The 20,466-nt window shown below is 44.0% G+C and carries 21 protein-coding genes; 16 read left to right on the top strand and 5 right to left on the bottom strand.

Annotated features, from left to right (window positions below; genetic code table 11):
• The first annotated feature begins 64 nt into the window (after positions 1 to 64).
• The 11 genes from JOD03_RS07165 (at position 65) to JOD03_RS07105 (ending at position 8,412) form a co-directional block, all read left to right on the top strand.
• Entirely contained in the window at positions 65 to 634 is a 570-nt protein-coding gene (locus JOD03_RS07165; RefSeq protein ID WP_204590162.1) for a maltose acetyltransferase domain-containing protein, read from the top strand.
• Entirely contained in the window at positions 631 to 831 is a 201-nt protein-coding gene (locus JOD03_RS07160) for a hypothetical protein (RefSeq protein ID WP_204590161.1), read from the top strand. Before JOD03_RS07165 ends, JOD03_RS07160 begins: the two co-directional genes overlap by 4 nt.
• A complete protein-coding gene (locus tag JOD03_RS07155) occupies positions 828 to 1,187 on the top strand; it encodes a hypothetical protein (RefSeq protein ID WP_204590160.1) in 360 nt (119 codons plus the stop codon). Before JOD03_RS07160 ends, JOD03_RS07155 begins: the two co-directional genes overlap by 4 nt.
• A gap of 34 nt (positions 1,188 to 1,221) precedes the next feature.
• Positions 1,222 to 1,962 carry an SDR family NAD(P)-dependent oxidoreductase gene (locus JOD03_RS07150; protein ID WP_204590159.1) on the top strand — a complete coding sequence of 247 codons (741 nt, stop codon included), beginning with the start codon at positions 1,222 to 1,224 and terminating at the stop codon, positions 1,960 to 1,962.
• A complete protein-coding gene (locus JOD03_RS07145) occupies positions 1,963 to 2,439 on the top strand; it encodes a GNAT family N-acetyltransferase (protein WP_338032447.1) in 477 nt (158 codons plus the stop codon). It abuts the gene before it with no gap.
• Between the two features lie 12 nt (positions 2,440 to 2,451).
• Positions 2,452 to 2,946, top strand: a complete 495-nt coding sequence (locus JOD03_RS07140) for a VanZ family protein (protein WP_204590158.1) — start codon at positions 2,452 to 2,454, stop codon at positions 2,944 to 2,946.
• Positions 2,947 to 3,007: 61 nt separating this feature from the next.
• Positions 3,008 to 3,211: a hypothetical protein gene (locus tag JOD03_RS07135; RefSeq protein WP_204590157.1), complete on the top strand. Its 204-nt coding sequence runs from the start codon at positions 3,008 to 3,010 to the stop codon at positions 3,209 to 3,211.
• A gap of 37 nt (positions 3,212 to 3,248) precedes the next feature.
• Positions 3,249 to 3,896: an SDR family oxidoreductase gene (locus JOD03_RS07130; RefSeq protein WP_204590156.1), complete on the top strand. Its 648-nt coding sequence runs from the start codon at positions 3,249 to 3,251 to the stop codon at positions 3,894 to 3,896.
• A 96-nt stretch (positions 3,897 to 3,992) separates the two neighbouring features.
• Entirely contained in the window at positions 3,993 to 5,330 is a 1,338-nt protein-coding gene (locus JOD03_RS07125) for a 3' terminal RNA ribose 2'-O-methyltransferase Hen1 (protein ID WP_204590155.1), read from the top strand.
• Positions 5,327 to 7,903, top strand: a complete 2,577-nt coding sequence (locus JOD03_RS13765) for an AAA family ATPase (RefSeq protein ID WP_239584877.1) — start codon at positions 5,327 to 5,329, stop codon at positions 7,901 to 7,903. The genes JOD03_RS07125 and JOD03_RS13765 overlap by 4 nt, the downstream gene beginning before the upstream one ends.
• Positions 7,904 to 8,226: 323 nt before the next feature.
• Positions 8,227 to 8,412 (top strand): hypothetical protein, encoded by a 186-nt coding sequence (locus JOD03_RS07105; protein ID WP_204590154.1) that lies wholly within the window; start codon positions 8,227 to 8,229, stop codon positions 8,410 to 8,412.
• Between the two features lie 50 nt (positions 8,413 to 8,462).
• On the opposite strand, the gene nfsA is transcribed toward JOD03_RS07105, so the two are convergent.
• Positions 8,463 to 9,194 (bottom strand): oxygen-insensitive NADPH nitroreductase, encoded by a 732-nt coding sequence (gene nfsA, locus JOD03_RS07100; RefSeq protein ID WP_204590153.1) that lies wholly within the window; start codon positions 9,192 to 9,194, stop codon positions 8,463 to 8,465.
• Positions 9,195 to 9,291: 97 nt separating this feature from the next.
• On the bottom strand, positions 9,292 to 10,605 hold the full coding sequence (locus JOD03_RS07095) for a short-chain fatty acid transporter (protein ID WP_204590152.1): 1,314 nt from the start codon (positions 10,603 to 10,605) through the stop codon (positions 9,292 to 9,294).
• A gap of 163 nt (positions 10,606 to 10,768) precedes the next feature.
• On the opposite strand from JOD03_RS07095, the gene JOD03_RS07090 reads away from it, so the two are divergent.
• Together JOD03_RS07090 and JOD03_RS07085 are read left to right on the top strand one after the other, a co-directional pair.
• Positions 10,769 to 11,299: an NfeD family protein gene (locus JOD03_RS07090; protein WP_204590202.1), complete on the top strand. Its 531-nt coding sequence runs from the start codon at positions 10,769 to 10,771 to the stop codon at positions 11,297 to 11,299.
• 12 nt (positions 11,300 to 11,311) lie between these two features.
• Positions 11,312 to 12,874, top strand: a complete 1,563-nt coding sequence (locus JOD03_RS07085; RefSeq protein ID WP_204590151.1) for a flotillin family protein — start codon at positions 11,312 to 11,314, stop codon at positions 12,872 to 12,874.
• A gap of 311 nt (positions 12,875 to 13,185) precedes the next feature.
• Here the strand turns inward: JOD03_RS07085 and JOD03_RS07080 are convergent, their stop codons facing one another.
• The gene (locus tag JOD03_RS07080; protein ID WP_204590150.1) at positions 13,186 to 14,046 is read right to left on the bottom strand and encodes a nuclease-related domain-containing protein; all 861 of its coding nucleotides are present in this window, start codon (positions 14,044 to 14,046) and stop codon (positions 13,186 to 13,188) included.
• Positions 14,047 to 14,177: 131 nt separating this feature from the next.
• Positions 14,178 to 14,420: a hypothetical protein gene (locus JOD03_RS07075; protein WP_204590149.1), complete on the bottom strand. Its 243-nt coding sequence runs from the start codon at positions 14,418 to 14,420 to the stop codon at positions 14,178 to 14,180.
• 366 nt (positions 14,421 to 14,786) lie between these two features.
• Here JOD03_RS07075 and JOD03_RS07070 point away from each other — a divergent pair, with 366 nt between their 5' ends.
• Entirely contained in the window at positions 14,787 to 15,248 is a 462-nt protein-coding gene (locus JOD03_RS07070; protein ID WP_204590148.1) for a hypothetical protein, read from the top strand.
• 61 nt (positions 15,249 to 15,309) lie between these two features.
• On the opposite strand, the gene JOD03_RS07065 is transcribed toward JOD03_RS07070, so the two are convergent.
• Complete coding sequence (locus JOD03_RS07065) at positions 15,310 to 16,842, bottom strand: FAD-dependent oxidoreductase (RefSeq protein WP_204590147.1); 1,533 nt, start codon at positions 16,840 to 16,842, stop codon at positions 15,310 to 15,312.
• Between the two features lie 165 nt (positions 16,843 to 17,007).
• On the opposite strand from JOD03_RS07065, the gene JOD03_RS07060 reads away from it, so the two are divergent.
• Both JOD03_RS07060 and JOD03_RS07055 read left to right on the top strand, forming a co-directional pair.
• A complete protein-coding gene (locus JOD03_RS07060; RefSeq protein ID WP_204590146.1) occupies positions 17,008 to 18,459 on the top strand; it encodes a circularly permuted type 2 ATP-grasp protein in 1,452 nt (483 codons plus the stop codon).
• Positions 18,452 to 20,338 carry an alpha-E domain-containing protein gene (locus JOD03_RS07055; RefSeq protein WP_204590145.1) on the top strand — a complete coding sequence of 629 codons (1,887 nt, stop codon included), beginning with the start codon at positions 18,452 to 18,454 and terminating at the stop codon, positions 20,336 to 20,338. The genes JOD03_RS07060 and JOD03_RS07055 overlap by 8 nt, the downstream gene beginning before the upstream one ends.
• Positions 20,339 to 20,466 lie beyond the last annotated feature (128 nt).

Below are 20,466 nucleotides of genomic sequence, written 5' to 3'. Positions count from 1 at the left end.
ATCAAGGTCTCTTTTGTATTTTCCTCGCGTTTTCGAGATAATGACGAAAAGGGGTGTGAGCACCATGACTGAAAAAGAAAAGATGCTGGCAGGTGAAATGTACCTGGCTGCTGACCCACAATTAGTTGCCGAACGAAATCGTGCGCGACAACTTGTACATAGCTACAATCAAACACTTCCGGAAGAAACAGCGCGTCGAACCGAAATTCTAACTGAACTTTTAGGAGACACGAAAGAACCACCAACTATCGAGCCGAGCATTCGCGTGGATTATGGATATAACATCCATACAGGTACGGCCTTTTTTGCTAACTTTGACTGTGTATTTTTAGACGTTTGTGAAATTCGTTTTGGGGACCGCTGCATGCTAGGGCCAGGTGTTCACATCTATACAGCTACACATCCTTTAGATCCTGTAGAACGCTCCTCTGGCCGTGAATATGCCATTCCGGTAAAAATAGGAGACGACGTCTGGATTGGTGGAGGCGCACTTATTATGCCGGGTGTCACAGTCGGCGACCGGGTTGTGATAGCTTCCGGAGCTGTAGTTACAAAAGATATACCAAATGATGCTGTGGTAGGAGGCAATCCTGCTCGGATTTTAAAAAACTTAGTAGAGGAAAGTGCACAATGACTAAAACAACAGACCGCCGATTGATGCTAATGTTCTTTCATTACATCGTATCTATAGCGGCTCTCATTTTTATCTTTTTATACCGCACGGAACTGCAAGAAGTCGGTACATTTTGGATTTATGTGGTCGTCACATGCATCTTATTAGGACTTGCGATTTTTGAAACCTATCGATACCGAAAGGGGAAAAAGACATGAAACGGTGGAAGTTGCTCATATTCATAGCTCTCTTGGTCATCAATGTTGTCATTATCGGCTATGCTTATCAGACGAGTCACTATCAATCTTCGGGTGCTCACGCGGGGTTCCCGATTGCAAAAGATGCGGAGCAAATTGAAAAAACAGAGGGCCTCACGATTTATAGTTGGGACAAAGCTGAGGCAGATGGAGATATTCCACTAAGCTATCGGCTCATCATTTGGCAACGTGGATGGGAACAGACATCTAAACAAGGACCAACGCGTTTCTATGAAAAAGGTGACTATCAGATCATGTTGACTTCTTTGCGTGGAGAAATCAGTTTGCATGATGTACCAGAAAGTGAAGGACAATGAGTATTCGTGAAGTAAACCGTTAGGAGGAGTTTAAATGCAACTAGCAATTGTTACGGGGGCATCAAAAGGACTTGGGGACGGATTAGTCGATAGCTTTTTAGAAAAAGGGATTCCGGTCATCGGCTTGTCTCGTTCGGAAACAGAAAGTCGCGAGGCGTTTACATCTTTACTTTATGATTTGTCGCAGTCTGGAGTACCATTGACGGCTGCTGAACATATATGGCAAGAAATTGAGAAGAGCGGTGCGCAAGACGTCACGATCATTCACAATGCGAGTGTCATCGACCCGATTGAACGTGTTGGGAAACTGGACGCTGATCGAGTAGAAATTGCGTTTCGAGTTAATGTACTGGCACCGATGATGATGACAAATGTCTGGCTTGCAAAAGCTAAACAGTGGACGGGCACTTTGACAATTGTAAATGTCACCTCAGGTGCAGGCTCTCGTCCGATTTCAGGATGGAGCGTCTATAACAGTACAAAAGCTGCAATCAACATGCACACGCAAGTAACGGGTTTAGAACTAGACCAAGCGAGCAGTGAACACCGAGTGATTGCCTACAATCCAGGTGTGATGGATACAGGTATGCAGCAAACAATCCGCAGTTCGTCGGAAGAAGCGTTTGCGGATGTTGGGCGTTTTAAAGAGTTAAAGCAAAAAGGGGATCTTCGTGCACCGCGCACAGTAGCGGATGCGCTAGTCAGTTTGGTGACGAACGGCCCTGTTGAAAACGGCCGTATTTATACGGTAACAGAACTATTGGGGGATAACTGAGTGGACATAACTGTTCGATTGGCAGACAAACAAGATGCACGAACGTTAGCTGATATGCGATTTGCGTTCACAGCAGAAGACAAAGAACTTGATCAGTCCGAAGAAGCCAAGGAACGCTTTTGTAGGGAGTTCCTTGCACAAGAAGAGTTGTTTTCAACGGACAATCGGTGGTTGATTTGGGTAGCGGAAGTGGATGGAGAGATTGTCTCTCACATTTACTTACAACGCATCAACAAAGTTATTCGTCCAGAACGAAAACCTCAGCAATTTTACTGGATGACGAATGTCTACACAAAACCTGCTTTTCGAGCGAAAGGGATTGGAGGTCAGTTGTTAAGAGTGGTCAATAACTGGTTGGATTTGCACGAAGCAGAATTTACAATTGTATGGCCAAGTGACGAGGGACGCATAGTTTACGAGAGAAACGGGTACAACACGTTGAATGACCCTATGGCCCGCTATAGGGAGGAGTTGTAAGGAGAAGTTTATATGCGAACAGTAACACGTGGTGCACTTTGGGTGACCTTTCTAGCTTACTTAGCTGTCATTGTTCAGTTAGTCGTATTAAAAGAAATGGATGCTCAAAGTGCGGTTACCAATATCTTTGAACGGGAACGCCCAAGTGAATGGACCACCAATAACTTCACATTGTTTGAAACCATTCGTTTGTACTGGAACGATTCACGAATCCCGTGGACAGTAAGGCTTTCTAATTTAGCAGGGAATGTCATTGGATTCTTGCCGTTTGGTGTCTTATTTCCTCTACTGTTTCGAACGAAGCCTTATTTACTTATAACGGTGATCTTTGGCTTTTTATTCAGTCTTGGTCTTGAACTTGCTCAGTGGTTTATGGCGGTTGGAAGTTTTGATGTAGACGATCTGCTTTTAAATACTCTAGGGGTATTGTTAGGATACGTTGGTTTTCGGATTATAAATTGGTTACTCCCGATTCGTACGTATGTATACCAACAAAATAAGCGGTAAGTCCTTTAAGTTGTCCTAGCTGTAAGAGCTATGGTAGCGTAATACAAAAGGTGGGAATCACATGAGATGTACAAAAAACCTTCTCTACGGGGCAGGAATTTTCAGTGCATACTTAGCGGGTTTAGGCAGTCTGTGGGTTGCTACAAAATCTAGCGCACCCATACTCGACCATCCGTTGATGGCACTCGTGATTCTTGTGATTGCATATTTTGCTATGGAGAAATCGGTGACGCATCTAGCGAAAAAGAGAAGCTGGAGCTGTTGATGTTGCTGTGAGATCGAACAAAAAGGAGAGATTTCACATGAAGGTATTTGTAGTTGGAGCAAACGGACAGGTTGGACACGAACTCGTTCACACATTACACAAAGACGAACATCATGAAGTCACTGCAATGGTTCGAAAAGAAGAACAACAAAAAGAATTTGAAGACAAAGGGATTCACAGTGTACTCGCTGACCTAGAAGGCACGGTTGAGGATTTAGCTGACGCGATGAAAGGGTACGACGCAGTTATCTTTGCAGCAGGTTCAGGCGGAAGTACAGGGCAAGACATGACGCTCTTGATTGACTTAGACGGAGCCGTAAAGACGGTTGAAGCAGCAGAGCACGCTGGCGTGAAACGATACGTCATGTTAAGTGCTTTTGGTGTAGGTGACCGTAGCACGTGGAGTGACGAAATCAAACCGTATTATGTGGCGAAGTATTATGCAGACCATCACGTCGAAGAGTCATCGCTTGATTGGACGATTCTACGACCAGGCGCTTTAACAGATGACGAGCCAACTGGAAAGTTCGCCGCTGGAAGTGATGCAAAACCTGGAGACATCACGCGTCATGATGTAGCACATGCATTAGCACACGTAGTAGGCGATTCATCCACTTCAAAAAAATCAATTGAACTCGTAAATGGAGACCATTCATTAGCTGACACGCTAAAAAGTGGGCTATAAAATTAAACAAAGATAACTAGTAGCCAGCACATCATGTGCTGGCTGTTTCTTTACATAAAATGGGCTATACTTATAGAAAAAAGGAGGCGCCGACCTATGCACTTACGCATTCGTACAGCTTCACCACACGCCAATGTACTCACTCATCTTTTCGCAAAACATCCAGGGCGCCGTCATGAACGCCGAGAAAAAGAGCAGTCTGTTCGTTTTACTTATTTAAAAGCAGATGAAAACCAAGTAGATGCACTTATTTACGTCGAAACCGATCCGATGTCGTGGACGAAATCATCGAATGGCCCTATGGATATCACGCACTACATACATGATCGAAATATCGTCACAAACACCGTATTTCTTTCGCTTATTCGTACCACACTAGGAACAGCGCTAAATGGAAAAGTAAAAGAAGAATGGACGGAGTGGGTGGAGTACAAGTTTCCATTCACGATTACAGTAGGTCCTGTGGCAACGGCCATGCCGATAACAACTGTATCGCAACTTTTCGAGTCGCTGGGATACACGGTCACCTATACACATCCACCGGAGGAAACTGTGTTAACCGAAGTAGCTCGTAAGTCTGTTTTTTTATTGACTTTAGAAGGAACTGTTTCGTTGAAAGAACTTCTCTCACAGCTGTGGATTTTATTACCGGTTTTAGATGCCGACAGCCACCACTTCCTCGATAACGATCAAATTGAAAAATTGAAGCGATATGGTGCAGGATGGCTAGACACGCACCCACTTCGTGATGAAATCGTGCGGAAGTATTTGAAGTTTCCAGGATTGATTGAACAGTTCATTCCTAAACGTTCTGGCGGTGATGAATCGCCACGTTTGAATGATGCGCGTTACGACTGGATTGCAGAACAAATCGATGCTCTCCGTGTGCGTTCTGTTGTCGATTTTGGAGCAGGAGAAGGGAAGCTTGCTGAACGACTTGCTTTTGTTCCTGGGGTAGAGCAAATTTGGGCGGTTGAACCATCTGCACGAGCACTTAAAAAAGCGCAAAAGCGTTTTGAAGCTTTGACTAATCGAATTGGTTGTTCAGTTCCGGAAGCGACATGGGGCTCATTGTTCTACTACGACGCGCAGTGGAAAGACAAAGGCGCTATCGTGTTATGTGAAGTCATCGAGCATATCGAAGAAGAACGTTTACCAAGCATCTTCAATACAATCTTGCACGATTACTTCCCAAAACAATTGATTTTGACCACACCAAACCGCGAGTACAATACCGTGTATGGCCTAGAAACATCTCGGCATACCGATCATCGATTCGAGTGGACGCGTTCTGAATTTCAAAATTGGTGTGAACAAATGAACCTACACACTATTTATACCCTCACATTTTATGGCATTGGCGAGCATCATTCTGATTTCGGGTCTCCAACACAAGCGGCCATATTTACACGAAAGGAGTGGACACGTGCATGACCATTCAACTTCCGAATGCAGGGATTGTTCTGTGCATTGGTCCATCCAACAGCGGAAAATCCACTGTCCTTAAGCAATGGGTTGCGAACCGCATCATTTCGCAAGATGAAATCATCAGTTCCGATCAGTGTCGCCTGCAAGTCAGTGGCACATTGTTTACACCGACCACACACGCAGACGTTCAAAAACAGGCGTATTTGAGAGAAGAGTACGCACAAATTTCAGAGCAAGCCTTTCACTTGATGAAAACGTTAGCAGAGGCTCGATTGAAACTCGGTAAACTTGTGATCATTGATGCGACAAACCTTGCTACTCTCGACCGAGAACGTTACCGGAAGCTAGCTAGTCGTTATCATCTTCCCTTTTACGGTTTACTGTTTAACGTTTCAGAAAGTGAGTTATTAACTAGAGATGCCCAGCGTGAGCATGCAAGAGGCAAACGCCGCGTACAATCTCAAGTACGACAACTAAAAAGTGAAATGAGAAAAATTGAACGCGAAGAATTCGATGCGCTGTATATAGTAGAGTCAGGGCGTGAAGAAGTCACACGAACAAGTTCTCCGTTTACGCTTCCGCTTGGCGATGGTTTAGATGTAATCGGAGATATTCACGGTTGCATGGATGAGTGGTTAGAACTGCTTGTGAAACTAGGCTATCAACAAGGGAAAGACGGTCTATATCGTCATCCGGAAGGCCGCAAGATTTTGTCGCTCGGTGATATCATGAGCCGTGGTCCGAAATCACTTGAAGCGATGTTGTTCTTTGAAGCGCATATCCAAGCAGGTCTTGCATACATGATTGATTCCAATCACGGGTGGAAAATCGCACGTTGGCTCGATGGACGAAAAGTGACGCTTGCGCACGGCGATGAAAACGTCGAAGAAGAGTTCATGGCGTATGAGAATCAATATGGAAAAGAGAAGACAAGTGTGTTGAAAGCGCGTATGAAGAAGATGCTTCTCGATGCTCCGTCTCATTATGTGATTGAAGAGGAAGGCATCCCACTAGCTGTTGCGGTTCATGCAGGTATTCGTGATACATTTATTGGAAGGCATTCCGAACGTATCGCAGATTTTTGTCGCTACGGCCCTGTAGTTGGTGTTGAGCAAAACGGAAAGCCAAAACGAGGAGACTGGACAATCGACCATATACTTCCTGTACTTGTTGTGTGGGGGCATGATCCTCGTCCTGTGCCTGTTGAAATTCAGCGCACAATCAATATTGATCAGGGGGCTGTATTTGGCGGTAAACTGACGGCCCTGCGTCTGCCATCAAAAGAGATTGTACAGGTGGAGGCAATAGACTATGCAAAGTCAACGATCAACCCGCTTGAAGAGTGGTTTGAGAAACGCTTGAAGCCACCTGCGATTCAAAAATGGCTGGGTGGGTTTACTGCTAAAACAGAGCGTGGCGCGATTCGAATTGCGGGCCAGCAAGTCAAAACGGCACTCGATCATTTCTCGCACGCTACACTCCCGCTTGAGCAGCTCGTCTATCTACCACCGACAATGAGTCCTCCTCCGGTATCTGCGCTTCCAGACTATTTGGAACATCCAGATGAGGCGATTGCGTATTATCAAGATCTAGGAATCGACCGCTTGATTGTTCAGAAAAAACACATGGGAAGCCGCGCAGTGATCCTCGTATTCCGTTCGCAAGAAGCTGCCTTGAAATGGACAGGTTATGCCGATACTGTAATTACGACTTCTCGCACAGGTCGCGATTTCTTTGATGGGGACCTGAAAATGAAAATGCATGAACGGATTCATGACGCTGTAGTGACCGCTGGTTATTTCGAGGAATTGGAGACCGAGTGGATCCTACTTGATTCAGAAATTCTTCCGTGGAACGTTAAAGCAGGCGAGCTAATTGCGAGTGAATATGCGCATGTGGCGAACGCCGCGATACTTGACCGTGCCTCGATTGCAACTACTCTGTCTGAGGCGGCAACTGTTGATGTGAACGATTGGCAACAAGAGGCAGAGAAGGGCTTACGCGATGCAGAAGCTTTCCGAAATGCTTATGCACCCTACATCTGGAGCGTCCAAAATGACGATGCCATTCAAATTGCTGTTTTCCATGTTCTTGCACATCAACATGAGCTATTAACATCTAAACCACACTCGTGGCATATGGAACAGAGTCAGCGTTTAGCAGATGCAAGTGAATTATTTGTAGCGACTGAGTTCCGATTGATTTCCGGAGAACAAGGGAAGCAAGACGCCATTCAGTGGTGGCATGAGCTGACAGATGCTGGGGGTGAAGGGTTTGTCGTGAAGCCTCTCGACTGGGATGCTTCATCTTCCACTGATCGTCCGGTTCAGCCTGCTATGAAAGTACGTGGTCGTGAATATTTGCGCTTGATCTACGGCATGAATTACTTAGAACCGGAAGTGCTTGCACATGTGAAGAAACGCGGACTGAAAAAGAAACAACAAATGGCGCTTGATGAATATGCTTTAGGTTTAGAAGGCATTCAGCGTTTCATTCACCAAGAGTCGGTGGAGCGAATCCATGAATGCGTACTTGCAGTGATGGCGATTGAATCAGACCCTGCAGATCCTCGTTTGTAAAATTTAATTGAAACTGTAACGAAACATCCTCTTAAACGTACTGACATAGTATAGAAACATTGGTGGAGTATAGTATAGGAAAGTGAAGCAGGCTAATTGCTATGAAATTCCAGAACCCACTTCGCGTTTCCATGGGAGTACTTCCGAATCTCCTCTTGGTTACCCAAAGCTAGCGCTTTGCTCCCCTCTGCGGGGCTTCGGAAGCACTCTGATCCATCGGAATTCTACGTGGGTTCTGAAATTTCAATAATGCTTCGATAACGAATCGAGCTTTAAATCAGTCGCTAGCACTATTGTTTGTAAGGGGTGAGAGGATGTACAGTATGTTTACAGATATATGGGGCAGCATTAAAGAATTCATGACACTTAGCATGTATTTTGTCATTGGGTTTTTAGGTATTATCGGAATCGTCTATATGCTGACACACTTATTTACAACGGAAACTACATTTACAGCACTCGACAATCACATTCGCGTAGTTTTTGAAACATTAAAATATCGTCTATAGAAAAGCAGCTTGCCCGATCAAACTTGGACAAGCTGCTTTTGCTGTTGCACCTACTTCATTTCATAGCCTTGTTTTTTTAAGAACTCCGTGATTTCCGCGCGACGTGGTGCTTTTAGGAAGTCTGCCATTTGTTTCGTCCACGTTGTAGACTTTTGATTCGAACTTCTGCGTGCATAATATGCCTTCATTGTTTCGTCATATTCCGGAAGCAAAGTGGCATACTTTTCAGCGTCATAAACGTTCTCATGCAAAATTGCTTCGACAGGTAGACGCGGTTTTACTTCATTTTTTTCATTTGGAACACCTACAGTCAATCCGTAAACAGGGAAGACACCTTTCGGTAACTTCGCCAAATTACTGATTTTCTCCAAATTACTCCGAACCCCTCCGATGTAACAGATGCCGTACCCTTTCGACTCGGCAGCCAGTGCCAAGTTCTGTGCTAAGAGACCAACGTCCGTCACAGCTACAATCAGTTGTTCTGCGAGGTCATAAACAACAGGTTCTCCGTGCATCTTACTCGCTTCTTCAAGTCTGCGATAATCCGCGCAAAGTAAAAATACAGCACCTGCCGTCTCCAGTTGATTCACGTTACTTGAAAGTTGCCCGATCTCTTTACGCATGTCTTGATCTGTCACCCAAACAATACTGTAGGCCTGGACGAAGTGCGACGTAGCTGCCATTTGAGCCGCTTCGACAAGTTCCACGACTTGTTCTTTTGTTAACGGTTGATCTTTGTAGTCACGAACAGATGCATGAGCTTTCATTAGTTCCAATACCATCAGCAGAACACTCCCTTTTGTAAAAGTCTCTTTTATAGTAGCATTGTCTAAAAAAACGTGTTCCCGAAAGAATCGGAAACACGCAATTTGTGAGACATTATAAGAAAAACAACCCTAAGCTAATGACGATTCCACTTAATACTAAGACGAATACACAGTAGCCCATGATGTCTTTTGCCTTCAAGCCAGCAATTGCTAGTGCAGGCAATGCCCAGAACGGTTGAATCATATTTGTCCACGCATCTCCCCAAGCAATGGCCATAGCTGTTTTTGAATAATCGAGACCAAGCTTCGATGCGGCATCTAGCATGACAGGTGCTTGAACGGCCCATTGACCGCCACCAGAAGGGACGAAGAAGTTGACGATTCCAGCTGCATAGAACGTGAAAAGATAAAATGTATTGCCGTTAGATACACTTACTACAGCTTCTGAAATAACTTTGGCTAACCCAGAGTCAACCATCATGCCCATAATTCCCGCATAGAATGGGAACTGAATGATAATTCCGCCCGTCGTTTTCACAGCGTTGTTTACCGCTGCCAAATAATTACGCGGTGTACCGTGCATGATAATGCCTAAAATGACGAACAGGAAGTTGACGATATTCAAGTTCAAATCAAAACCACGCGTTCCAAAATGCCATCCTAAGTAGAGAAGACCGATCGCTCCAACAAAAATGGTGAGCAAATAACTATCTTCCATGCGAGAAGCAGGTGTTGTCACTGCTGGCTTTTCAACGATAACAGTATCTTCTAGTAAAGCAGGATCTATGGAGACCGTATCTTCTGGTTTTGGCATCATCCAACGATTTAAGAGTGGAATTGTAACGAATAAAACAGCGATAATCGCTAAGTTATAGACGGAGAAGATTGTTTCCGATGTAGGGACGATTCCCATAATACTTTCATACTGATGTCCCTCAGTCGCTATAGTCAGTGGGATGGAGCCTCCAAACCCCCCATGCCAAATAACGAATCCAGAATAGGCACTGGCAATTAACAAGCGGTAATCGACAGTCGTCACTTTCTTAGCGATTTCTTTTGCGAAAAGCGCCCCAATAACTAAACCGAAGCCCCAGTTGATCCAGTTGGCAATCAGTGCAACAACCGTTACTAAAATTATGGCACTACCAGGTGATTTTGCGAGTCCTGCTAAGTTACTTAATAAACGCTTGATGGGCGGACTATTCGCTAATACGTGACCAGCTAATAACACCACGACCATTTGCATCGTGAACATTAGTAAGCCCCAGAAACCATTCCCCCAATACTGAACGATATCCAGTGGAGTGGAATCAGTAAGCCCGATACCCAGTAAAAATACAATCAATGTAAGAAGGACAACGAATATGTACGGGTCCGGCAAGTAACGCTCCATAAGGCGATTTGAGAATTTTGTAAGGGTTTTCATAAATACCTCCTCTAAGATGAATTTGTTTCAAATTGAAGTATATCTTAAATTCTGATAATTCTCTAGACTCCTTAAATTATTTTGTGTAAATTTGAAACCTTCAGAACAGCAGTGCGTATAGTAGGTGACCACTAAATATGACGAATATTGGCAGGTGATGAAGATGGAGATTTTCGGCTATTCAATTGAACAAGTTTACTTCTTTGTTTTGATTGTAATGGCAGCTGTGACATTCTTATATTTGTTCTTTGGTGATGTGACTGAAGCGATCGGGGAAGGTATACCATTCCTGCACCCGACACTCATACTCGCATTTGTGACACTCACATCCGCCACGGGGCTTATCTTAGAATGGTACACAAGCTGGAACAGTTTAGTGATTTTATTCGCAGCTATGATCATTGCGGCAATCTTAGATGCGCTCATTTATTTCTTAGTATTGATTCCGCTGTCGTCTGCTGAAGCATCTCTTGCGTATACGGATGAAACACTTGCTGGTCAGGTCGCCACTGTCATCATCCCAATTCCCGCCGATGGGTACGGAGAGATTATGATCGAAACCGTTAATGGGAATCTCGCCAAGCGTGCCACGGGACTTGAAAATGAAGAGATAGAGTTTGGAAAGACCGTGCTAGTCGTCGAAGTGGAAGATGGGACGTTTTACGTCAAAGAATATGAACCAATCAAATTATAGGGGGAAACACACATGGGAATGGAATTATGGATTGTGCTTGCTGTTGTCGCATTCGTCTTGCTATCAATCATTGGAGTGTATGTAGCGAAGTATAAAACAGTAGGTCCAGATGAGGCGTTAATTGTTACAGGTAGTTACTTAGGATCAAAGACCGTTCACACAGACGAATCTGGAAATCGTATTAAAATCATTCGTGGTGGCGGTACATTCGTGTTACCAGTATTCCAACAGTCTGAGCCACTTAGCTTACTATCGAGCAAACTAGAAGTAACAACACCTGAAGTCTATACGGAGCAAGGGGTTCCAGTTATGGCGGACGGAACAGCCATCATCAAGATTGGTGGAACGATTCCGCAAATCGCAACTGCTGCTGAGCAGTTCTTAGGGAAGACCAAAGAAGATCGTGAAAACGAAGCAAAAGAAGTTCTAGAAGGACACTTACGCTCAATTCTAGGGTCTATGACAGTAGAAGAAATTTATAAAAACCGTGACAAGTTCTCTCAAGAAGTGCAGCGCGTCGCTTCGCACGACTTAGCGAAAATGGGTCTTGTCATCGTATCGTTCACAATTAAAGACGTTCGCGACAAGAATGGCTATTTAGAGTCACTAGGAAAGCCACGTATCGCGCAAGTAAAACGTGATGCTGATATTGCAACAGCCGAAGCAGAAAAAGAAACGCGCATTAAACGTGCGGAAGCTTCAAAAGATGCGCAACGTGCAGAGCTTGAGCGTGCGACTGAAATTGCAGAGTCTGAAAAAGACAACCAGTTGAAAGTAGCCGAGTACCGCCGAGAGCAAGATATCGCAAAAGCACGTGCTGACCAAGCGTATGAGTTAGAAACGGCGCGTGCGAAGCAGGAAGTTACCGAGCAAGAGATGCAAGTTCAGATCATCGAGCGTCAAAAACAAATTGAGCTTGAAGAAAAAGAGATTTTGCGTCGTGAGAAACAATACGATTCAGAAGTAAAGAAAAAAGCCGATGCAGACCGCTACGCAATTGAGCAAAATGCAGCCGCTGACAAAGCCCGTCAAATGGCAGCAGCTGATGCAGAGAAGTACTCAATTGAAGCTCGTGCAAAAGCCGATGCTGAAAAAGTCCGATTGGACGGGATGGCGAAAGCCGACTCGGAACGCGCGCAAGGGGAATCAGAAGCAGACATTATCCGCTTGAAAGGTCTTGCAGAAGCTGAAGCAAAACGTAAAATCGCAGAAGCCTTCGAACAATACGGACAAGCGGCTGTCCTCGACATGATCGTCCGCATGATGCCAGAATACGCGAAACAAATCGCAGCTCCACTTGGCAACATCGATAAGATTACTGTTGTCGATACAGGCGGCGGTGAAGGTGGCGGCGCAAACAAAGTCACTTCATACGCTACAAACTTGATGTCAACACTACAAGAAACATTGAAAGCTTCTTCAGGCATCGATGTAAAAGAAATGCTTGAAAACTACTCGGGTAAAGGCACGATCCGCCCAAGCTTAGACCGCATCTCTGACGGACTGTTCGCTGAAAGAGTAGAGCAATCTGGTGAAGAGAAAAAACAACTTCAGCCAACTTCTTCAGAAAGCTGATGATTTGCCCCAGCCTATATGGCTGGGGTTTTTGTTGGTTGGGTGTGGTTTGGGGCGGGAATGGATCGTGGTTTCTGGGGTGAGCGAGCGTTCATTAGCCATGATTCACTCTCCATTAGCCATGATTTGCAATCCATTGGTCATGATCTAACATTTATAAGCCATGATTCACATTCCATTAGCCGCAAATCGAATTATGTAAACTAAATTCTTAATAAAAGTGCTATCTTCTTTAAGCCCTTACTAGTAAGAACTTAAGCAATAAGCTCTTATAAGTAAATGCTGTCTTCCACCAATTGCTACTTTGAAAACTAGAAGTTCGTTAGCTCCACCCAGTTTACCTTCGTCTTGGGATTTAAACGATAAAGACGGCCTCTGCGATTTCCTGAAATTTGAATTCGCCCAGATAAAATCAATTCCTTTAAGTTTCTAGAACGGAGTGAGGGGATAAATTGCTGAAAGGTTCGAAGAGGTAATTCTTCTCCTACAAAGTGAAATAACAGACATATATTTTCTGTGAGCATCGTATTGATTCTACACTTACATTTCATACAAACCCAAGACTTCTCAAACAATCTAGCTAGTGAATAACAATTCATACATTGAAGACCACCAGTAAGCTCTAAAGGGTTTATCGCATATCGTTCACATAAATTGATTTGCCGAAAAAGTGTTGCTTTCATCTGGGTTTGCTTCACTAAGCGACTCACGGATAAACCATTCACTTCATCAGTCGGCAGGCTGGATATAAAGCCTGGTAGTTGTTTGAGGAATAGTAAAGGATGGGGTGCATCAAATAGAGGTGGCTCAATCACTGCTGAGCGGTTTGTCCACACAATCGCTGTATAGATCGGTAATTGCTGATTTCCTAGGAGTTTTTTAAACTGCAGAACATTGCGCGTCATTTGAGTAAATGGACAATCCATTGCTTGTGTCACGCCATTCATAGTCCGGACGAGTTGGGCAGGGGAATGCTGTAACCGAATCGAGCCTTTGATATTTTTTACTTCAAGTAAGAGAATATAGGATTTGGTGAAAACAATGAAGTCAATTTGAATAGCATATGCGTTGGGGATTCGTACGTGGAAATCATGTAGTACAGTAGCAGATTGATGATGAAGTGCCTCACGCAAAAATGAGAGAACTTTTTTCTCGCCGTCTTGACCGGCCATTTGGTTATTAGTTATAGAAAGCAGTAAGGAATAACTGGGATGGTTTGGTGAAACTCTCCCAAGAAACGCGTGTAAGGGATTCGTTTGAATTTCTGGTGAATAGACTTTTATACTAACTCCTCCTGTTCAAATTAAAATTCGGGAACTCTTTTCCATGAGTTACGCTGTAGGAATGTGACAAGAGCAATACCCCAGAACTGAATCAAGAATATATTTTGTATGAAGACCCATTCGTGATTGATTAAGAATCCGAAGTAAGCCGCTGTAAAAAGAATAGCCGTTACAACAGTTGCACGTACTCGATAGGTCAAACCAAAATAAGCTTGCAAAGTGAATACGAAAATAGAGCTGAGTAGTGGTAGATGGAAAATCACATTCACATCCTTACGTTATGGTATTTTTTCTCAATTTTAGTTGCTACTAACTTGAATTGCAAGAACATTTTGAAATGGTGGTAGATCTTACTAGTAAGACCTTAAGACACTGAGGACTTGGTCGAGAGAAAGATTGGTTTCCATAATACGATTTGTGGACATTGGAAGAGTAATTATGGCCAATAAAAGTTAAATCATGGCTAATGGAATACGTTTACTGGCCAATAAACAAAGAAACATGGCTAATGAACGCCCGCTCACCCCACCATCGACTTCCGGAAAGCCCTCATCGGCGCACACCCTCCAAGCCCGATTCTGTGCTATACTACAAACTACGAACATTCCATACGGAGAAAGAGGTACCACATGCTTACATTTGAACAAAAACAACAGATTATCGAAACGTTTCCGGAGCTTAAGAAGAAATCGATCTCATTAAAACGTCTCAACTACCACTTTGAAGACAGCCAATACGACAAAACAATCGTTGTGCAACAATTGCACCCGAATGGCAACGGATATGTATTCGTTGGAGATGGCGGACCGTACGAAGCGGACGAGCGTGGGCTTGCCAACATTCGTGAAGCGACAGAAGATGAGCTGCGCGAGATGATCAACTACTCGATTGCGCTACTTTCTACTAAAGAAGCTACTGACGATGAAGAAGCAGCGGACCAAGTCTGGACTTCAAAAACAGGTGGAGAACTCAAACTTGTTCAAGAAGACGATCTTTGGAACATCTACCACGGTTTGAACTTAGAAGATAGCTTCGAGTCTCAAGAAGCAGCAATTCTCTATTTAAAAGAAGAAGGCTTTAAGCGCAACTAAAAAGTGCAGCTCGCGATGAGCTGCACTTTTTTATTATGCAATTGAGTGGCGTTCTCCACATCTAAATCTTCGGGTGCACCTGCTCAAGTGGCTGAGTTGCCGGGCCCTCTATAACATCCCCGAGGTAACTGAAGCGCGAACCGTGACATGGGCAGTCCCATGAACGTTCGGCTTGGTTAAAGGCGACGTCACAGCCCATGTGTGTACAGGCTGGCTTTAAGAAAGTCACGTGGCCGTTGTCGTCTTTGTAAGCCGCGAGTTTTTCGCCTTCTACGCGGACAAGCTTTCCATCGTCGAGACCGAGCTCGTCGAGATTCGCTTCTGCACCTGTGACTTTCCCTTTGATTAATTCTTTTGCAACACCTGCATTGTCTTTGATGAAGCTTCCGATTCCCTTAGGTCGCAGTTTTGTACGAGTAGGGGAGAACAGGTCTTCATACGGATTGGCTTTTCCGAGAACGAGATCAGATAAGACATGTGCAGCCGCAATGCCATTAGACATTCCCCACTTTGAAAAGCCTGTGGCTACGAATACATGTGGCATGCCCGTCACCATCTGGCCGATATACGGCAGGTGATCAAGTGGGAGCAAATCCTGTGACGACCAGTTGTGTGTCACTTCCGATGTGCCAAAGTAGCTTGATGCAAAATCACGCAGTTTCGCATAATTGTTGCGTGTGCTTTCTTCATGACGACCGGATACGTGACCCTCGCCACCGATTTGTAAGAGACGCTCACCAGAAGCATCGAGCACAGTTCGAATCGACCGGGTTGGAGACTCCACATTAATATACATCCCCATGTCTTCATTAAAGTTCCCCCGCAATGTCATCGCATAACTTCTCTCAACACGCATACGAGAGAAGTAGAGTCCTTCAAAATCGTTGAATGGGAAATGGCTCGTTACGAGGACTTGTTGCGCATCGACCGTGTAGCCATTCACAAGTTCAACTTGGCTTGGCATATGAACGGTCTTGGCGCGCGAATTCTCATAAAATTTCACACCGGCCTGTTGCGCTTCTTTCACAAGAGCCGCTAAGAAATAGACGGGGTGGAATTGGTATTGATCCTCAAGCTTCAGTGCCGTACGAATCGGAAACGGGAGGTCGGTCTGCTTCGTTAAAGATGCTCCTGGAATCCCTAGTTTTTCATAGGCTTCAAATTCTTTTTCAATTTTCTGTTCACCAGTAGAAGATTCTGCATATAGATAAGCAGGGCGCGTTTCAAATCCGCAATCAATTCCTAATTCACCGGTGACAGATTTTGCCCAATCTATTGCTTGTCGGTTGGCTTCATAGTACTGGCGCGCGTCTTCTTCTGAGAATGTACCAATCAATTCGTCATAAATAAGACCATGTTGTACGGATAGTTTAGCCGTAGTATAGCCTGTTGTTCCGTGCAGCAATCTTCCACCTTCAAGAACAGTTACTGATCGACCGGAATTTCGAAGCAAATAGGCGGCAGTGATACCTACAATTCCTCCACCAACAATGACAATATCAGTTTTGATCGAGCCACCAAGTGATGCGAATTCCGGAATTTGAGGGCCATCAAGCCAGTACGAGCTAGGTTCATTTTTAAAATCGTTCGTCATTTTGAAACCTCCCTAAATAGACTTATTATGGTATCTCTACCCTAGTTTTTATCAACTACACAAATCTCAAACAAATTAGAGAATTTTTTTTAGAGTAGGAACATCGATTTAAGGGTATGGTATTATGTTAGAAATCAGAAAATTAAGACGATAGGAGGCGACACAATGTTCGACAACTACAAAGTGCACCCGTTTTTCGATGAAATGTTCGATACCACGTGCTCCCCGAAACCCCACTACAAAAATTTTCATACGAAACTAATTGAAAGTGAGCATGAAACGCTAAAAGAAAAACATGAACTCGCCCAGCTCTCCTTTTTACGTCAGGGTATAACATTTACGGTTTACCATCAGAATGTGGGGACAGAACGTACCATGCCGTTTGACTTTGTGCCAATCGTCATTCCAAATGATGACTGGAAGATGATTGAAACAGGAATGGCGCAACGCACAGAAGCGCTAAATTGTTTTCTAAAAGATATCTATCATGAAGGGCGCATATTGGATGCTGGAATCGTTCCACGCGATTTAGTTGAAAAGAATGCATATTACTATAAAGTACAAGCAGAAGGTGTGCGTGTTCCGTTAGATAATCATATTTTCTTAGCAGGTATTGATTTAATTCGAGATGCAGAAGGCAATTATATGGTGTTAGAAGACAACTTACGCAATCCTTCAGGAATGTCATACGTCTATCAAAACCGGTATGTCATGCGTCAAGTCTATCCAGAATTTTTTGCAGATGAGCCGGTACATACACTTGAACATCAATTGACTTATCTCCATGAGGCAATGCTTGACCATGCACCGGAAGGGATTGAAAACCCTACGGCTGTCCTGCTGACCCCTGGAATGTATAATTCCGCCTACTATGACCACGTTTTCTTGGCGCAACAAATGGGCATTCATCTTGTAGAAGGGCGCGACTTGTTGGTCAAAGACGGTCATGTTTATATGAAAACGATTCGCGGACTAGAACGCATTCATATCATCTATCGACGAATCGATGATGACTTCTTAGATCCTGCAGCATTTAGGGAAGATTCGATGCTCGGGGTGAGTGGACTTGTTGACGTCTACAAACAAGGCAATGTGGCCATACTAAATGCAATAGGTAATGGTGTTGCAGATGACAAAGCGATGTATTCCTATGTTCCAGATATGATCAAGTTCTATTTGAATGAAGAGCCGATTATCGCCAATGTGAAGACATACCGTCTCGAGGAACAAGAGACACGTGATTGGGTCCTCGCCAATATCCGAGATCTCGTTGTCAAAAATGTAGGGGCTTCCGGAGGGTATGATATGTTGATTGGACCTCAAGCAGATGACGAGTTGATTGAAATCTTTAAGCAAAAAATTCAAGAAACACCACACCAATACATTGCACAACCGACAATTCAACTCTCAAGAGCGCCAGCATTTCAAGGAGAAGAATTTTATCCATGTCACGTGGATCTACGTGTATTTGTCATGCGTGGTAAGGAAACACACGTACTGCCTGGAGGACTATCCCGGGTTGCATTAAAAGAAGGTTCACTTGTCGTCAATTCCTCTCAAGGCGGCGGTGCAAAAGATACTTGGATTTTAAAGAATGGGGGGACTGCACATGCTTAGTCGTGTAGCGGATGCGCTGTATTGGATGGCGCGAAATATCGAACGGTCTGAAAGTCACTCCCGCATTATGCATGTACATTTAACGCAAATGCTTGAAGCAGGGAATAAAGATATTTTTCAAGAAGAGGATTACCATATCCTATTTGAAGTATGTGCAACAGCCGAAGAGTTAAAGCGTTTAGAAAGTGAAGAAAAAACGCGTGTCGAAGATTTAATTTCGTATTTAACGTATGGGGAAGATAACTTGAACTCAGCACTTAATTGTGCGCGTATTGCAAGAGATAACGCCCGCGTCACCCGCGATTATATTCCCAATGATTTATTCGAGTGCTGGAATCAATTTTACTTGTCGGCGAATCCAATTCCGGACAGAGCCTATTCCATTCATACGATGCGCGACTTTTTCAATGAGACAAAGCAAGCGTCTTATATGGTACAAGGCATTATTGAAGCAGCAATGTCCCGTGATGTGGCATACTATATGTTGAAGATTGGAAAGTGGTTAGAACGTGCCGAAAAAACAGCGCGCATTTTAAATGTGGTAAGTGAACAGACAAGAAGCCGAGAAAAAGAATATGAAGCAAGCGACTACTACTATTGGTCGAGTGCACTTCGTATGGTCAATGGGTATGAAGCTTACTTGAAGTCAAACCCGCCTCGCATGGAGCCGGCGAAGATTTTATCTTTTTTGATTACAAATCAGGATTTCCCGCGATCGATTCGCTATTGTATGGATCATGTACGAGAAGCAGTCGATGCACTTGAAAATGCAAAAGTTGCGCATTATTCTGTGGAACTTTACGAGGCGATGGATGCTCTCCGTCGGGAATTCAATCAAATGAAAATTCAAGATCTAGATACAGATGAAACGATTGATTTCTTAAATAAATTCCAAGATAAATGTAATCAGATTGGTCAAATTTTCTCGAGAACTTATTACTTAACACAACCTGTTGAAGCACCAACTATCTCACAACACCAAGAACAAAGCTTGCCACCAGAAGTGAGGAGAAAGACAGCAATGAAGTACAAAATTGAACATACGAACATCTTTGACTACGACACTGTCGTCGATCAAAGTATGAATTCGATTCGTTTGAAGCCGCGTTCGGACGAGTGCCAGCGACTTCTTTCCTATAGAACAGATATCACACCAATGTCGCTGACGAAAGAGCATACCGATATTTGGGGGAACAATGTAGAGACTTTCTTTATTGCTGAACGACATCAACATTTAGAAATCAAATCGACTTCTATTGTAAGTATTCAGCGAAGTCCATTCATCCAACAAATTGATTATTCTCCAGAAATGAAAGACATCTTTCATTCCGACTTGTTCCAAGAACACTATGCAGGCTACTTAGCAAACACCTCTTTCACGTATCTTGAGCCACAACAAATGGATCGCGTCGACCGAGCAATCGGGCTCATGACCAATCCTGTACAATATTCCATTGAAGTCATGCGCTACGTTTATGACACATTCAATTATGATCCGAATGCTACAGACGTCTCAACGAAAGCTTCGGAGTCGTTTGAACTTCGTGGAGGGGTTTGTCAAGATATGGCGCACGTCATGCTAGGAATTTTACGAACGAAACAAATTCCGGCTCGCTACGTGAGTGGCTACTTGTACGTTGGTGAAGACTCTGCACTTGTCGGTGATGCAGCAAGCCATGCATGGGTGGAAGTGATGATTCCCGGAATTGGTTGGGTAGGATTAGATCCAACGAATAACGTGGAAGCACTTGAGAACCACATCCGTATGTGTGTGGGACGCGACTACAACGATGTGAGTCCAGTCCAAGGTGTATACCGCGGTGGAGCTAGTAAAATTGATGTAAAAGTTTCCGTCAGTTTGCTTTCTAAAACCGAATGAGAAATGATGGAAAACAGCTAGTTGCAAGGGATAACCCTTCAACTGGCTGTTTTTTTGCGTATTGTTAGTGAGGGGTCATGTCTGTTATGTGTTTGTCATAGTTGTGGTGTGGTTGTTATGTTTGAGAT

The organism is Chryseomicrobium aureum (assembly GCF_016909155.1).
Classification (GTDB): domain Bacteria; phylum Bacillota; class Bacilli; order Bacillales_A; family Planococcaceae; genus Chryseomicrobium; species Chryseomicrobium aureum.
This window is presented reverse-complemented; position numbering and strand designations above follow the sequence as displayed.

Excerpts from the sequence above, each read along its gene's own strand:
- JOD03_RS07165 (WP_204590162.1), top strand. The coding sequence starts at position 65 with ATGACTGAAAAAGAAAAGATGCTGGCAGGTGAAATGTACCTGGCTGCT.
- JOD03_RS07160 (WP_204590161.1), top strand. The coding sequence starts at position 631 with ATGACTAAAACAACAGACCGCCGATTGATGCTAATGTTCTTTCATTAC.
- JOD03_RS07155 (WP_204590160.1), top strand. The coding sequence starts at position 828 with ATGAAACGGTGGAAGTTGCTCATATTCATAGCTCTCTTGGTCATCAAT.
- JOD03_RS07150 (WP_204590159.1), top strand. The coding sequence starts at position 1,222 with ATGCAACTAGCAATTGTTACGGGGGCATCAAAAGGACTTGGGGACGGA.
- JOD03_RS07140 (WP_204590158.1), top strand. The coding sequence starts at position 2,452 with ATGCGAACAGTAACACGTGGTGCACTTTGGGTGACCTTTCTAGCTTAC.
- JOD03_RS07135 (WP_204590157.1), top strand. The coding sequence starts at position 3,008 with ATGAGATGTACAAAAAACCTTCTCTACGGGGCAGGAATTTTCAGTGCA.
- JOD03_RS07130 (WP_204590156.1), top strand. The coding sequence starts at position 3,249 with ATGAAGGTATTTGTAGTTGGAGCAAACGGACAGGTTGGACACGAACTC.
- JOD03_RS07125 (WP_204590155.1), top strand. The coding sequence starts at position 3,993 with ATGCACTTACGCATTCGTACAGCTTCACCACACGCCAATGTACTCACT.
- JOD03_RS13765 (WP_239584877.1), top strand. The coding sequence starts at position 5,327 with ATGACCATTCAACTTCCGAATGCAGGGATTGTTCTGTGCATTGGTCCA.
- JOD03_RS07105 (WP_204590154.1), top strand. The coding sequence starts at position 8,227 with ATGTTTACAGATATATGGGGCAGCATTAAAGAATTCATGACACTTAGC.
- nfsA (WP_204590153.1), bottom strand. The coding sequence starts at position 9,194 with ATGGTATTGGAACTAATGAAAGCTCATGCATCTGTTCGTGACTACAAA.
- JOD03_RS07095 (WP_204590152.1), bottom strand. The coding sequence starts at position 10,605 with ATGAAAACCCTTACAAAATTCTCAAATCGCCTTATGGAGCGTTACTTG.
- JOD03_RS07090 (WP_204590202.1), top strand. The coding sequence starts at position 10,769 with ATGGAGATTTTCGGCTATTCAATTGAACAAGTTTACTTCTTTGTTTTG.
- JOD03_RS07085 (WP_204590151.1), top strand. The coding sequence starts at position 11,312 with ATGGGAATGGAATTATGGATTGTGCTTGCTGTTGTCGCATTCGTCTTG.
- JOD03_RS07080 (WP_204590150.1), bottom strand. The coding sequence starts at position 14,046 with ATGGCCGGTCAAGACGGCGAGAAAAAAGTTCTCTCATTTTTGCGTGAG.
- JOD03_RS07070 (WP_204590148.1), top strand. The coding sequence starts at position 14,787 with ATGCTTACATTTGAACAAAAACAACAGATTATCGAAACGTTTCCGGAG.
- JOD03_RS07065 (WP_204590147.1), bottom strand. The coding sequence starts at position 16,842 with ATGACGAACGATTTTAAAAATGAACCTAGCTCGTACTGGCTTGATGGC.
- JOD03_RS07060 (WP_204590146.1), top strand. The coding sequence starts at position 17,008 with ATGTTCGACAACTACAAAGTGCACCCGTTTTTCGATGAAATGTTCGAT.
- JOD03_RS07055 (WP_204590145.1), top strand. The coding sequence starts at position 18,452 with ATGCTTAGTCGTGTAGCGGATGCGCTGTATTGGATGGCGCGAAATATC.